Annotated in this window: 9 protein-coding genes and 1 pseudogene; 2 read left to right on the top strand and 8 right to left on the bottom strand. The window is 75.0% G+C overall.

What is annotated here, in order from left to right:
• Positions 1–13: 13 nt before the first annotated feature.
• Positions 14–487: pseudogene (locus F7P10_RS45410) on the bottom strand (sensor histidine kinase); the annotation flags it as partial.
• A 783-nt stretch (positions 488–1,270) separates the two neighbouring features.
• Positions 1,271–1,606, bottom strand: coding sequence for a helix-turn-helix transcriptional regulator (locus tag F7P10_RS12175; protein WP_151009451.1), 336 nt, complete (start codon positions 1,604–1,606; stop codon positions 1,271–1,273).
• Between the two features lie 52 nt (positions 1,607–1,658).
• Here F7P10_RS12175 and F7P10_RS12170 point away from each other — a divergent pair, with 52 nt between their 5' ends.
• A complete protein-coding gene (locus F7P10_RS12170) occupies positions 1,659–2,405 on the top strand; it encodes an SDR family NAD(P)-dependent oxidoreductase (protein WP_151009450.1) in 747 nt (248 codons plus the stop codon).
• Between the two features lie 13 nt (positions 2,406–2,418).
• On the opposite strand, the gene F7P10_RS12165 is transcribed toward F7P10_RS12170, so the two are convergent.
• From F7P10_RS12165 to F7P10_RS12145, 5 genes are all read right to left on the bottom strand, one after another.
• Positions 2,419–3,435, bottom strand: coding sequence for a CNNM domain-containing protein (locus F7P10_RS12165; RefSeq protein WP_151009449.1), 1,017 nt, complete (start codon positions 3,433–3,435; stop codon positions 2,419–2,421).
• The gene (locus F7P10_RS12160; protein WP_151009448.1) at positions 3,432–4,856 is read right to left on the bottom strand and encodes a hemolysin family protein; all 1,425 of its coding nucleotides are present in this window, start codon (positions 4,854–4,856) and stop codon (positions 3,432–3,434) included. The genes F7P10_RS12165 and F7P10_RS12160 overlap by 4 nt, the downstream gene beginning before the upstream one ends.
• 159 nt (positions 4,857–5,015) lie before the next feature.
• Positions 5,016–7,172 (bottom strand): MMPL family transporter, encoded by a 2,157-nt coding sequence (locus tag F7P10_RS12155; protein WP_151009447.1) that lies wholly within the window; start codon positions 7,170–7,172, stop codon positions 5,016–5,018.
• Between the two features lie 152 nt (positions 7,173–7,324).
• A complete protein-coding gene (locus F7P10_RS12150; RefSeq protein WP_151009446.1) occupies positions 7,325–7,882 on the bottom strand; it encodes a TetR/AcrR family transcriptional regulator in 558 nt (185 codons plus the stop codon).
• 101 nt (positions 7,883–7,983) lie between these two features.
• Positions 7,984–9,258 carry a UDP-glucose/GDP-mannose dehydrogenase family protein gene (locus tag F7P10_RS12145; protein ID WP_254716756.1) on the bottom strand — a complete coding sequence of 425 codons (1,275 nt, stop codon included), beginning with the start codon at positions 9,256–9,258 and terminating at the stop codon, positions 7,984–7,986.
• Between the two features lie 177 nt (positions 9,259–9,435).
• On the opposite strand from F7P10_RS12145, the gene F7P10_RS12140 reads away from it, so the two are divergent.
• On the top strand, positions 9,436–10,605 hold the full coding sequence (locus tag F7P10_RS12140; RefSeq protein WP_151009444.1) for an acyl-CoA dehydrogenase family protein: 1,170 nt from the start codon (positions 9,436–9,438) through the stop codon (positions 10,603–10,605).
• On the opposite strand, the gene F7P10_RS12135 is transcribed toward F7P10_RS12140, so the two are convergent.
• Positions 10,598–13,738 carry a BTAD domain-containing putative transcriptional regulator gene (locus F7P10_RS12135; protein ID WP_176611437.1) on the bottom strand — a complete coding sequence of 1,047 codons (3,141 nt, stop codon included), beginning with the start codon at positions 13,736–13,738 and terminating at the stop codon, positions 10,598–10,600. The genes F7P10_RS12140 and F7P10_RS12135 overlap by 8 nt on opposite strands.
• Between the last annotated feature and the right edge of the window lie 117 nt (positions 13,739–13,855).

Raw genomic sequence — 13,855 nt, 5'->3', positions numbered from 1 at the left:
GCCCGAACGCGGCGTGGCCGCCGCACGCGGCGGCCCGTTCCCGGAGGCCGGCCAGCCCGTGGCCGCTCTGCCCGCCCGCCGCTCCGGGCCCCCGGCCATCGTCGGTCACGATGATCCGCAGAACGTCGTCCTCCCAGGTCAGTGTCACGTCCACGTGCTGCGCCCCGGCGTGCTTCACCGTGTTGGTGAGCGCCTCCTGGACGATCCGGTAGGCGGCCGCGTCGAGGTCGGGCCGCAGCATCGCGGGGTCGCCGTCGACGGTGAGCGACACCCGCAGGCCGGTCTCGCGGACGCGTCCCGCCAGTTCGGGCAGGCGCGCCAGCGTCGGCCGCGGATTCCGCGAGCCGCCGTCGCGGAGCAGGCCCAGGATGCCTCGCAGCTGCCCCATCGCGTCCCGCCCGGACTCGGCGATCGCGTCGAACGCGGCCTCCGCCCGGTCCGGGTCCGACCGGACGACCAGCGGCCCGGACTCGGCCTGCACGACCATCAGGCTCACGGCGTGGGCCAGCACGTCGTGCATGTCACCGGCGATCCGCGTCCGCTCCCGCTCCGCGGCCCGCTCCGCCTCCAGCCGCCGCTCGCGCTCCAGCCGGACCGCCCGCTCCTCCAGGCCGGCCGCCCGCTGCCGGCGCAGCGCCGCCGCGCGCCCCAGCGCGTACGCGGCCAGCCAGATCGCCGCCCCGCGCACGGCCGTGTCCAGCGACCCGGGGCGCACGACCACCAGCGTGCTCACCGCCGTGACCGCGAGCGCGAACACGCGATCCCGCCGCGGCGACCGGTCGGCGACGGTGTACACCGCGATGAGCCAGCCGTACCAGATCGGCTGGCTCGGCCCGCCGCCGATCAGGTCGTACAGCGGCACCGCGAGCAGGACGGCCGCCATCACGGTGACGGGCAGCCTGCGCCGCAGCAGCAGCGGCAGCGACGACCCGAGGACCGGCGCGTACAGCGATCGCGCAGCTCGTCCTCCTCGCGTCCGTCCGCCGCCTGCCCTGGTGGAGCCCGGCCGCCGGACTGGCGGCCGTCCTCGTCGCCGCCTTCTCGAAGGACCTCATGCCGCTGACCGCCCTGATCCTCGCCTTGGCCCTCTTCCCGGCGGCCCCCACCGCCCCCCGCCCCCGCAGGACCGAAGCCCGATCCGCCTGAACCGGCCCCGATGGCCTGCGCAGCGGGCACTCCGCCGGTCGGGCGAGCCGTCGCGGGGAGGCCCCTCACGTTCCCGGCACGGTGGCCGCCGCGGACCTGCGCTCCACTGGGGCGTTCCGGCCGGTCAGGCGGTGTCCACCTGGGAGCCGACGTCGTCGGTTTCGGCGGCGGTGAGGAGGGCGTCCAGCAGGCCGGGGAAGCGGGCGTCGAGGTCGGCGCGGCGGAGTTCGACGAAGCAGCGGGTGCCCTCCTGGCGGGTGCGGGTGACGCCCGCGTCCCGCAGGACGCGCAGGTGGTGGCTGAGGGTCGACTTGGCCACCGGGGCGCGCAGCTCGCCCCAGCCCCGCTCGCGCCCGTCCGCGAGCACGCGCGCCAGCCCGATCCGGATCGGGTCGCTCAGCGCCGCCATCACCCCGGTAAGGGGGATGTCGTCGCGATCGGGGTGGTGCGCCTGCTTCATGGCGAGATGTTACCTTGTTCGATGTTCTACGAACATCGAACGAGGAGCTCGCATGGACCTCACTGGACGGGTCGTCGTCGTCACCGGCGCGGGATCGGGTATCGGACGGGCGGCCGCACGCGCGTTCGCCGTCACCGGGGCCCGGGTCCTCGGCGTCGGGCGGCGCGAGGACGCGCTGGACGAGACCGCGGCCGGATTTCCGGGGATCGCCGTCCACCCGGCCGACCTGTGCGCCCCCGGCGCCGCCGCCGGCGTGGTCGAGGCGGCGACCGGCCGGTGGGGCCGCCTGGACGTGCTGGTCAACAACGCCGGCGCCACCAGGGTGATGCCGCTGGCCGACACGACGGGCGAGGGGATCTCCGCCGTGTTCGACCTCAACGTCGTCGCGCCGAGCCTGCTGGCCCGCGCGGCGCTGCCGCACCTGGGGCGGACGCGGGGGTCGATCGTCAACGTGTCCAGCACCTACGGGCACCGGCCGCTGCCCGGCGCGGCGCACTACGCGGCGTCCAAGGCCGCCCTCGAGCAGCTCACCCGCAGCTGGGCGCTGGAGCTGGCGGCGGGCGGCGTCCGCGTCAACGCGCTCGCCCCCGGCCCGACCGAGAGCGAGGCGCTCGCCGCCGCGGGGATGCCGCCGGCCGAGGTCGAGCGCCTCAAGCGGGAGGAGGCCGCCCGGATCCCGCTGGGCCGCCGCGGCGAGCCCGGCGAGGTCGCCGACTGGGTCGTGCGGCTCGCCGACCCGGCCGCGTCCTGGCTCACCGGGCAGGTCCTCACCGTCGACGGCGGCCTCGAACTGACCTGACGCCGGACCGGGGTCAGGGGGCGGCGGGGGCGGCGGCGGTGCGGTGGAAGAGGCGGCGCAGGATGTCGGTGATGGTGACGACGCCGAGCACCCGCTCGCCCTCGGTGACGAGCGCGAGCTGGTTGCCGGACTCGCGCATCCGCGCCAGGGCCGTGTAGACGGGCGTGTCGGCGGCGATCAGGTACGCGGGCCGGGTCAGCGGTGCGACCGGGGCCGCGTCGGGCGAGGTCAGGGTGTCCCGGACGTGCACGACGCTCCAGGCGGGCCCGGGGATCAGGATGCGCAGGTGGCCGGACGCGCGGCCGGCCTCCTGCACGTCGGCGACGGTGGCGTCCGGGGCCACCGCGATGAGCGCGGCGTCCCGGCGGACCAGGTCGCCCATCCGGAGGTTGCGCAGGTCGAGGGCCTCGGAGAGCTGCACGGAATAGCGGGCGTCGAGGGCGCCGACGTTCGCGGAGTGCTCGACGAGGTGGCGCAGGGCGTCCGGGTCCTGGCCGGACTCGACCGTGTCGGCGGCCTGGACGCCGACACGGTGCAGGCACCAGTTCGCCGACTCGTTCAGCGCGCGCAGGAGCGGGCGGGTGACCCACATGAAGGCGCGCATCGGCAGCGCGAGCAGGGTGGCGGAGCGTTCCGGGTGGGCGATCGCCCACGACTTCGGCGCCATCTCCCCGACGACCAGGTGCAGGAACGTCACGATGACCAGCGCGAGGACGAACCCGGCCGCGTCCGCCAGCCACAGCGGGGCGTTCCACGAGGTGAACAGGGGCGTGAGCCAGTGGTGCACGGCGGGCTTGGTGATCGCGCCGAGCGCCAGGGTGCAGACGGTGATGCCGAGCTGGGCGCCCGCGAGCAGGACCGTCAGCTCGGACGAGCTGCGCAGCGCGGCCCGCGCGGAGCGGCTGGACGGCGCGGCGTCCTCCAGCCGGTGCCGCTTGGCGGCGATGAGCGCGAACTCGACGGCGACGAAGAACGCGCTCAGCGCGATGATCGCGACGGTGGCGGCGGCGACCGCCCACGGGGCGCTCATCGGTCGTCCTCCTCGGAGTGCTCGGACTGCTCGGGCCGCTCGGACTGCTCGGGCCGCTCGGACTGCTCGGGCCGCTCGGTCGTGATCCGCAGCCGGACCGACGACGGCACGTGGTTGTCGACGTCGAGGACCTCCACGTGCACGAACCGGGCCGGCGGCTCCTCGTCGTAGGCGAGGTCGGCGGGGTCGGCGGGGAGTTCGACGTCGAGTTCGGTGCCGGGCTCGGGCAGGGCGCCGTGGGCGGCGATGACGAGGCCGGCGAGGGTCTCGTAGCCGCCCTCGGGCAGCCGGTGGTCGACGGTCCGCTCGACCTCGTCGATGTGGACGCCGCCGGGGATGATCCAGGCGTCGCCGTCCCGGACGATCGCGGGCTCGTCGGCGGCGGTGTCGTGCTCGTCGGTGATCTCGCCGACGAGTTCCTCGGCGAGGTCCTCGAGGGTGAGGATGCCGTCGAAGCCGCCGAACTCGTCGATGACGCAGGCGAGCTCGGCGCGCTCCTCGGCGAGCTGGTTGAGGGCGGCCGGCAGCGCCATGAGGGTCGGGACGACCGTCGCCGGGCGCATGATCGACGTCACCGGGTCGGTGGCGCGGCCCGCGGCGGCCAGGACGTCGTCCAGGTGCACGACGCCGACGACGTGCTCGTCGTCGTCCAGCACGGGGTAGCGCGAGTGGCCGCTGCTCATCGCCGTCCGCACCTCGCCGACCGTGGCGGTGTCGCCGACGGTGTCGACGTGCGCGCGGGGGATCATGGCGTGCTCGACGTCGCGGCGCGGGAAGTCGAGGATGCGGTCCAGGAGGATCGACAGGTCGGGCGGGAGGTCGCCGCTGCGCCGGGAGTCGGCGACGATGTGCGCCAGGTCCCGTTCGGTCGCGGAGTGCTCCACGTCGTGGACGGGCTCGATGCGCAGCGCCCGCAGCAGCAGGTTCGACGACTGGTCGAACACCCAGATCAGCCACCCGAAGACCTTCAGGTAGCCGAGCGTCGACCGCCCCAGCCACCGGGCGACCGGCTCGGGCCGGGCGATGGCGAGGTTCTTGGGGAACAGCTCGCCGAACACCATCTGCACGAGCGTGGACAGGATCAGGGCGAGGACGGTTCCGACCGCGATGCCGACGGCGGTGGGGACGCCCACGCCGCCGAGGATGTCGCCGAGCGCCTCACCGACCAGCGGTTCGGCGACGTAGCCGACGAGCAGCCCGGTCACGGTGATGCCGAGCTGCGCGCCCGACAGCATGAAGGAGGTGCGGCGGGTGACCGCGAGCGCCCGGCCCGCGGCGCCGTCCCCGGAGCCCGCACGGGCCTGCAGCCGGGAGCGGTCCACCGCCATGTAGGAGAACTCTTGCGCGACGAAGTAACCGGTGAGGGCGGTGATCAGCAGGATCACGACGACGCCGAAGACCAGCGACAGCAGTGTGATCAACAGCGGCCGGCCCGCGAAGATAGATGTATGTCCATGTGACTCACCGGTCCAACGACGGGACGCCTGGTCTGGTTCCTTCCGGTAGGTGATCCTTGCCACAAGGGCGGGAAGGTCACCGGACCCTCCCGCCCTTGGCGGTTTCTTGCCGGAAAAGTGGCGTCAGCGGGCGCTGTACTCGGGCTCCCGCGCGGGTGCCGCGAGGTCGCCGCGGAGCTTCTCGCCCTCGACGTCCAGGTTCGGCATGGCCCGGTCGAGCCACCGGGGCAGCCACCAGGCGCCCCGCCCGAGCAGGGACATCACGGCCGGGACGAGCGTCATCCGGACGATGAACGCGTCGATGAAGACGCCGACGGCGAGCGCGAACCCGATCGACTTGATGATCGGGTCGTGCGCGAAGACGAACCCGCCGAACACCGCGATCATGATGATCGCCGCGGCGGTGACGACGCGCGCGTTCTGCCCGAGCCCGTTGACGGTGGCCTGCCGCGCCGTGTCCCCGTGGACGTAGTCCTCCCGCATCTTCGAGACCAGGAAGACCTCGTAGTCCATGGCGAGGCCGAACAGGATGCCGACCAGGATGATCGGCAGGAAGCTGATCAGCGGCCCCGGGGTGTCGACGCCGACGAGCCCGGCCAGGTGGCCCTGCTGGAAGACGGCGGTGGTGATGCCGAACGTCGCGCCGACCGTGAGCAGGAAGCCCAGCGCGGCCTTGATCGGGACGAGCAGGGAGCGGAACACCAGCATCAGCAGCAGCACCGAGAGGCCCACCACCAGCAGCAGGTACACCGGGAGGGCGTCCGCGAGCCGCTCGGAGATGTCGATCCCCATCGCGGTGGCGCCGGTCAGCGCGACGTCGGCGTTCGGGACGCCGGCGACCCGGTCGCGGATGTCGTGCACGAGCCGCTCGGTCGCCGCGTCGCTGGGCCCGGTCTCCGGGATGACGGCGACGAGCCCGGTCGTGCCCGCCTCGTTGAATTGCGGCGGCGCGACCGCCGCGACCCCGTCCATGCTCCCGATCGCCTGCACGGTCTGCCGCGCGGCGCCCTGGGCGGCCGCGGGGGTGTCGCCGGACACGACCGTCATGAGCCGCCCGTTGAAGCCCGGCCCGAACCCTTCGCTGATCAGGTCGTACGCCTGCCGCTGGGACGACTCCTCGGCCGAGGTGCCGGCGTCCGGCAGGGCCAGCCGCATGTCGGTGACGGGCAGGGCGAGCGCGCCCAGCCCCAGGATGCCGATCAGCAGGACGGGGACGCGCAGCTTCAGCACGCCGCGGCCCCAGCGGTACCCGAAGTTCTCCTTCGCGCCCGCCGCGGACGCGGCGTCGCGCCGTCCGCGCGGCAGCACCCGGCGCCCGGCGAAGGCCAGCACGGCGGGCAGCAGCGTCAGCGCGACGAGCACGGCGACGGCGACGGTCGCGGCGGCGGCCAGGCCCATCGCGGTCAGGAACGGGATGCCGACGACCGACAGCCCGGCCAGCGCGATGACCACGGTGACGCCCGCGAACACGACCGCGGACCCGGCCGTCCCGATCGCGCGTCCGGCCGCCTCCCGGGCCTCCATGCCGTCGAGGAGGTTCTGCCGGTAGCGGGAGGTGATGAACAGCGAGTAGTCGATGCCGACGGCGAGGCCCAGCATCAGTGCCAGGACGGGCGTGGTGGAGCTCAGCTGGACGGCGCCGGTCAGCGCGTACAGCCCGGCCATCCCGACGCCGACGCCGATCAGGGCGTTGACCAGCGTCATTCCGGCGGCCACCAGGGAGCCGAAGGTGATCAGCAGGACGACTGCGGCGACCATCACGCCGATGATCTCGGCGCTGCCCATCGCGGGGACCGAGACGGCGGGCTCGCCGCCCGCCTCGACCCGCAGCCCGCCGATGTCCTGCCCGACCTCCATGTAGGCGTCGCGCTGCGCGTCGGTCAGCTCGGGCGCCTCGGCCTCGAACTGGACCTGGACGAGCGCGTACCGCCCGTCCGGCGAGACCGACCGGCTCTGGAACGGGTCGGTGGCGGAGAGCACGCCGTCGACGGCGGCCGCCTCGCGGACGACCGGCGCGACCTCGCCCGGGCTCAGCTTGGAGCCCTCCGGCGCGACGATGACGATCGTGCCGGAGGCGCCGGTGGCCTGCGGGAAGTCCTTCTGCAGGGAGTCCATCGCCTGCTGGGACTCGGTTCCGGGCATCCGGAACTGGTCGGTCGTCGGGCCCATGAACGCGGCCGCGGCCCCGCCCAGCACGCCCAGGAGCAGCAGCCATATCGCCACGACCGTGCCGCGGCGCCCGAAGCACCAGCGGCCCAGCCGGTAGAGCAAGGTCGCCATGAGGTGATGAGACCTTTCAGTCGGAGAGGAGGGCAGCACGAAACGACCGCGGGTGCGGCGTCCGCAGGTGGGGTGGGGCGGGGGTTCGGTCGAAGTCGGGTCGAAGCCGGGTCGGAGGGTCGGTCGGAGGGGTCGGTCGGGGTCGGTCGGGGTCAGCCGGAGGTGCGGCCGAGCATCCGCAGTGCCGCGGGGACCATCGCCTTCCGCAGCACCGAGTCGTCCAGGGACAGGTCCGCCGCGGTCAGGAACATGCCGCCGAGCGCCATCCGCGCGGCGACCTGGTCCTCGATCGCGGTCGAGCGGCCCGCGAACGCGTCCACCAGCCGCTCCCCGAAGCCCTCGAGCTTCGGGTAGCCGGTGTCGAGCGTGGTGGCGTCCGCGAGGTTGTCGAACAGCAGCTTGACCTCGCGCCGGTACCGGATGGCCAGCTCGGCGAAGTCGGTGACCACGAGCGGCACGGCGTCCGCGCCGTCCGGGCCCGCCAGGTCGTCCAGGCGCGCGTCCAGGATCACGGCCTCCCGCATGACGGGGACCATCAGCTCGGTGAGGATCGCCTCCTTGTTGCTGAAGTGGTAGAGCAGCGACGCCTTGGAGCAGCCGACGTCGGTCGCGATGTCCTGCAGTGACGTTCCCCGGTACCCGCGTTCGACGAACAGATGCAGCGCCGCGCCGAGGATCCGGTCGTGCAATCCGCTGGACGGACGTGTCATGACACCACGGTAACTGTCCGATCGGTCAGCCCTGACCGATCGGACAGTGTCCTTCGTCACGGTCCCTCGTCACGTGGGCCCCGCATCACGTGATCGCCAGGTCAGGGGCGGCCCAGGGCGAGGTAGGTCCAGCCGGCGGCGCGCCAGGCGGCCGGGTCGAGGACGTTGCGGGCGTCGACGACGATCCGCCCGGCGACCACGGGCGCCAGGTCGGACGGCGCCAGCTCGCGGAACTCGCGCCACTCGGTGAGCAGCAGGACGGCGTCGGCGCCGCGGGCCGCCTCGAGCGCCGAGCCCGCGTAGCGCAGGGACGGCTGCGCGCGGCGGGCGTTCGCCATCGCCCGCGGGTCGTGGACGGTGACGGTGCCGCCCTCCGCCCGGATCGCCGCGGCGACGTCGAGGGCGGGGGAGTCGCGGACGTCGTCGGAGTCGGGCTTGAACGCGGCGCCGAGCACCGCGACGGCGCGTCCGGCGAACGAGCCGCCGAGGGCCCGCCGGGCCACCTCGACCGTCCGGGCGCGGCGCCGCACGTTGATCTCGTCGACCTCGCGCAGGAACCCGAGCGCCCGCGGCGCGCCCAGCTCGTCCGCGCGGGCCATGAAGGCGCGGATGTCCTTGGGCAGGCAGCCGCCGCCGAAGCCGAGGCCGGGGCCGAGGAACCGGCCGCCGATGCGGTCGTCGAGGGCGAGCGCCTCGGCCAGCCGCGTCACGTCGGCGCCGGACGCCTCGCACACCTCGGCCATCGCGTTGATGAACGAGATCTTGGTGGCGAGGAACGCGTTCGCCGCCGTCTTGACGAGTTCGGCGGTGGGCAGGTCGGCGGTGACGAACGGGGTGCCGTCCGCCAGCGCCGCCGCGTAGACCTCGCGCAGGACCTTCTCGGCGTGCCCGGCGGCGCCCTGCTCGGCGGGCAGCCCGGCGACGATCCGGTCCGGGTGCAGGGTGTCGTGGACGGCGAAGCCCTCCCGCAGGAACTCGGGGTTCCAGGCGAGGACGGCGTCGCCGCCGACGGGTGCGAGGTCGGCGAGGGTGCGGGCGAGGTGCGCGGCGGTCCCGACGGGCACGGTCGACTTGCCGACGACGAGGCAGGGGCGGCGCAGCAGCGGCGCGAGCGCCGCGACGGCGGCGTCCAGGTGCCCGAGGTCGGCGGCGTACCCGTCGGCCCGCTGCGGGGTGCCGACGCAGAGGAAGTGGACGTCCCCGAAGTCCGCGAGGTCCCGGAAGGACGTGCTGAACCGCAGCCGCCCGTCGGCCAGGTTGCGCCGCAGGACGGGTTCCAGACCGGGCTCGTAGAACGGGAGGTCGCCGCCCGACAGCCGCGCGATCCTGTCCTCGTCGACGTCCAGGCCGAGCACCTCGAAACCCAGGTCGGCCATGCAGGCGGCATGCGTGGTACCGAGGTAACCGGTTCCGATGACGGTCAGCCGGTGGGCCAAGGCGGGCTCCTCTCGGGTCTGCCGCGCGGTTCCGCCGCGGACGGTGTGAACCCTTCCCCGGGGACGGCCGGTCACTGCACGGGCGAGCGGCTTGTACCTGCCGGTAACATCAAGTCCATGAGCTCTGATTTTCCCACGTACGCTCCGTCGGAGGAGCATGAGCTGCTGCGCAGCACGGTGCGCGAGCTGGCCGATGCGAAGATCGCTCCGTTCGCGGCGGAGGTGGACGAGGAGCCCCGGTTCCCGCGCGAGGCCCTCGAGGCGCTGGTGGCCAACGAGCTGCACGCGGTGCACGTGCCCGAGGTGTACGGGGGCGCGGGTGCGGACGCGCTGGCGACCGTGATCGTGATCGAGGAGGTCGCGCGGGCGTGCGGGTCGTCGTCGCTGATCCCGGCCGTGAACAAGCTGGGCACGGTGCCGGTGCTGCTGGCGGGGTCGGAGGAGCTGAAGAAGCGGTTCCTGGGGCCGGTGGCGGCGGGGGAGGCGATGTTCTCCTACGCGCTGTCGGAGGCCGACGCGGGGTCGGACGCGGCCGGGATGAAGACGCGTGCGGTGCGCGACGGTGATTTCTGGGTGCTCGACGGCGCCAAGATGTGGATCACCAACGCGGGGGAATCGCGGTTCTACACGGTGATGGCGGTGACCGATCCGGGCGCGGGGGCGCGGGGGATCTCGGCGTTCGTGGTGGATCGCGACGATGCGGGCGTCTCGTTCGGCCCCAAGGAGCGCAAGCTGGGGATCAAGGGGTCGCCGACGCGCCAGGTGATCCTGGAGGGGGTGCGGATCCCGGCGGACCGGATCATCGGTGCGGAGGGCAGCGGGTTCAAGACGGCGCTGGCGACGCTGGACCATACGCGGATCACGATCGCGGCCCAGGCGCTGGGCATCGCGCAGGGGGCGCTGGACTTCGCGCTGGGGTACGTGAAGGAACGACGGCAGTTCGGCAAGCCGGTGTCCGACTTCCAGGGTGTGCAGTTCATGCTGGCGGACATGGCGATGCGGCTGGAGGGTGCGCGGCAGCTGACGTATCACGCGGCGGTGAAGTCCGAGCGGGCGATGCTGGGTGAGCGGGTGCCGGATCTGACGCTGGTGTCGTCGGCGTGCAAGGCGCTGGCGTCGGACGTGGCGATGGACGTCACGACCGATGCGGTGCAGTTGCTGGGCGGGTACGGGTACACGCGCGACTTCCCGGTGGAGCGGATGATGCGCGACGCCAAGATCACGCAGATCTACGAGGGGACCAACCAGATCCAGCGGATGGTCATCGCCCGCCAGCTCCTCAAGTAACCGGAGGCGCGGCCTCCGCCGGGGCCGGCGAGGAGCCCCGGCGGAACGCGGCCGCGAACCGCTCCTTCCCCAGGACGGCCGCCGCCGCGGCCTCGATCCGGTCCACGTCCCCGCGTTCGGCGTCCGGCAGCGGCGCGTCCACGCTCCGGCGGGCCGCGTCCGCCGCCCCCAGCAGGACGGCCGCGCGTTCGGCGCCGCCGTCCAGGACGAGCGCGCCCGCGAGCCCCTCCAGAGAGAGCGCGAGCATGCGCGGCTCCCCGGTGGCGCACGCGAGCTCCATGCCCCGGCGATGGTGCGCGAGCGCTCCCGCCGCGTCCCCGCGCAGCTCGGCGACGAACCCGAGCTCCGCGCACAGCAGATGCTCCCCGACATCGGACGACTCGTACTCGTCCCGGATCCGGTGCAGGTGCCGTTGCGCCGCGTCGAGATCGCCCGCGCGGCGCGCCCCGAGCGCGAGCCCCATCAGGGCGTGCACCTCGCCGTACCGGAACCCCTGCTCGGTGGCCAGCCGCAGGGACCGCTCGTGCAGGTCGCGGGCCCTGTCGTGGTCGCCGGCGAGCAGCGCGAGCCGGCCCAGGCCGGACAGCCGGGCGGAGATCTCCGCCCGCAGCCCCAGCTCCTCGGCGATCGCGAGCCCCGCCCGCTGGCGCCGCCCGGCCGCCGCGTAGTCGCCCCTGATCTCGGCGAGATCGGCGAGCGGCGACACGGTCTGCAGCCGGCCCCACCGGTCGCCGAGCTCGCCGAACAGCTCCGCGGCCCGCGTGCCCGCCCGTCCGACGGTCGCCAGGTCGCCCCGGACGAGCGCGAGGCTCGCCTCCAGCCCGTGCGCGGCGGCGACACCCCAGTGGTCGCCGGCGGCCTCGGACCGGACGAGCGCGCGGGCGTTCACCGTCGCGGCCCCGGCGCGGTCGCCCGCCTGGAAGAGGGCGTACGCGTGGAACCAGCGGGCGCGGGCGTCCCGCACCGGGTCCGCGACGCCGTCCTCGGGTGCTTCGGCGGCGCGGCCGTCGCGGGTCAGCAGCCCGAACGCGGCCCGCAGGACGCGCGCCTCGGCGGCGTCCGGCGCGACGCCGAGCACCGCGTCCAGCGTCCGCCGCGCCTCGTGCAGCCGTCCGCGCAGCAGCCACCACCACGCCAGCGCGGTCGCGAGCCGCACCGCCTCGTCCGGCGCGGGGCGCCGCAGCGCCTCGCCGAGCGCGGCCCGCGTGTTCGCCGACTCGGCGTCCAGGCGGTCCAGCCACGCCCGCTGCCCCGCGTCCCGCAGATGCGGCTCGGCGCGCTCGGCGAGGGCCAGGTAGTGGCGCAGGTGCCGGTCCCGGGTCGCGGCGGTCTCGCCCGCCTCCGCCAGCCGCTCCGCCGCGTACGCGGCGACCGACTCCAGCAGCCGGTACCGCGGCCCGGCCGCGCCCTCCGCCATCACGACGAGCGACCGGTCGACGAGCCGGCCGAGCACGTCCAGGACGTCCGCGCGCCGCACGTCGCGCCCGTCCGCGCAGACGGCCTCCGCCGCGTCCAGATCGCAGCCGTCCGCGGGCACCGCGAGCCGCCGCAGCACGGCGCGCTCGTCCGCGCCCAGCAGGTCCCAGCTCCAGTCGATCACCGCGCGCAGCGTGCGCTGCCGGGCGGGCGCGTCCCGCGGGCCGCCGGTGAGCAGCCCGAACCGGTCGCCGAGCCGCGCCGCCAGCTCCCGCACCCCGAGGGACCGGACGCGCGTCGCGGCGAGTTCGAGCGCCAGCGGCACCCCGTCGAGCCGCGCGCAGATCCGCGCGACGGCCGCGCGGCCCGCCTCGTCCGGCGCGAACCCGGGCGCGGACGCGGCGGCGCGTTCGGTGAACAGCCGCACGGCGTCGGCCTCCCCGAGCGGGCCGACCGCGTACACCTTCTCGCCGGTGAGCCCGAGCGGCTCCCGCCCGGTCGCCAGGATCGTGGGTCCGGGGGCGTCGCGCAGCAGGAACGCGGTGAGCGCGGCGGCCGGTTCGACGACGTGCTCGACGTTGTCGAGCACGAGCAGCAGCCGCCGGTCCCGCAGCGCCGCCGCGAGCCGGTCGGCGGTCGGCGCGGTCCCGCCTCCGGTCCCGCCTCCGGGGCCGGCTCCGGGGCCGGTCGGCGCGGACGGCTCGTCGTCGCGGACCCCGAGGGCGTCCGCGACCGCCTGCGCGAGCACCGCCGCGTCACCGTGCCGTCCCCCGAGCTCGGCCAGCCACACCCCGTCCGGGAACGCGCCGGCGAGCCGGTTCGCCGCCGCCAGCGCCAGCCGCGTCTTCCCGACCCCGCCCGGCCCGGTCAGCGTCACCAGCCGGGACGAGCGGACGAGCGCGGCGACCTCGTCCAGGCACGCGTCGCGGCCGATCAGCGCGGTGAGCGGCACCGGCAGGCGCGGCCGGGCCGGGGCCGGCGCGAGCGCCGCGTCCTGCCGCAGGATCGCCGCGTGCAGCTCGGCCAGCTCGCGGTCCGGGTCGATGCCCAGCTCGTCCGCCATCAGGGCGCGCAGCTCCGCGTAGGACGCCAGCGCCTCGCTCTGCCGCCCCGCCCGGTACAGGGCGCGCATCTGGACGGCCCGGAGCCGTTCGCGCAGCGGGTGCCGCGCCACCAGGTCGCCCAGCTCCCCGGCCAGCAGCGCGTGCTCGCCCGCCGCCAGTCGTGCCTCGGCCTGCTCCTCCAGTACGCCGAGCCGCTGGTCGTCCAGGCGTTCCGCCGCCGGGCGCGCGAACCCCGCGTCCGCGATGTCGGCGAACGCGGGCCCGCGCCACAGGTCCAGGGCCTCGGTGAGCCGCGCGGCCCGCACCCGCGGATCGTCCACCGCGCGCGCCGCCGCGGCCAGCGCGCGGAACCGGTCCGCGTCGACCTCGTCGCCGGGCCGGTCGAGGACGAGCCGGTACCCGCCCGCCTGCCGGGTGACGCGGTCGCGGCCGAGCGCCCGCCGCAGCTGCGACACCTTCGCCTGCAGGGCGTTCGCGGGGTCGCCGGGCGTCGCGTCGCCCCACAGGTCGTGGATCAGGCGGTCGGCCGGCACGGGACGCCCCTCGTGCGCGAGCAGGTCGGCGAGCAGTGCCCGGACCTTCGTCTCGCGGATCCGCACCGGCGTTCCCTCCCCGTCCCACACCGCCACAGGACCGAGCACGCCGAACCGCATCCGCGAAGTCTATGGCCGGGGGCCGGATGCGCTTCGGGGCGGGCGTCAGCGGAGCGTCAGGAAACCCGAAGCGCCGCCCGGCATGGTCGTCGGACAGCTGTGACCGGTCAAGCGACC

It is taken from the genome of Actinomadura sp. WMMB 499 (assembly GCF_008824145.1).
Taxonomy (GTDB): Bacteria; Actinomycetota; Actinomycetes; order Streptosporangiales; family Streptosporangiaceae; genus Spirillospora.
The sequence above is the reverse complement of the archived record's forward strand: the minus strand, read 5'-3'. Positions and strand labels throughout refer to the sequence as shown.

Excerpts from the sequence above, each read along its gene's own strand:
- F7P10_RS12135 (WP_176611437.1), bottom strand. The coding sequence starts at position 13,738 with ATGCGGTTCGGCGTGCTCGGTCCTGTGGCGGTGTGGGACGGGGAGGGA.
- F7P10_RS12150 (WP_151009446.1), bottom strand. The coding sequence starts at position 7,882 with ATGACACGTCCGTCCAGCGGATTGCACGACCGGATCCTCGGCGCGGCG.
- F7P10_RS12170 (WP_151009450.1), top strand. The coding sequence starts at position 1,659 with ATGGACCTCACTGGACGGGTCGTCGTCGTCACCGGCGCGGGATCGGGT.
- F7P10_RS12155 (WP_151009447.1), bottom strand. The coding sequence starts at position 7,172 with ATGGCGACCTTGCTCTACCGGCTGGGCCGCTGGTGCTTCGGGCGCCGC.
- F7P10_RS12165 (WP_151009449.1), bottom strand. The coding sequence starts at position 3,435 with ATGAGCGCCCCGTGGGCGGTCGCCGCCGCCACCGTCGCGATCATCGCG.
- F7P10_RS12140 (WP_151009444.1), top strand. The coding sequence starts at position 9,436 with ATGAGCTCTGATTTTCCCACGTACGCTCCGTCGGAGGAGCATGAGCTG.
- F7P10_RS12175 (WP_151009451.1), bottom strand. The coding sequence starts at position 1,606 with ATGAAGCAGGCGCACCACCCCGATCGCGACGACATCCCCCTTACCGGG.
- F7P10_RS12145 (WP_254716756.1), bottom strand. The coding sequence starts at position 9,258 with ATGGCCGACCTGGGTTTCGAGGTGCTCGGCCTGGACGTCGACGAGGAC.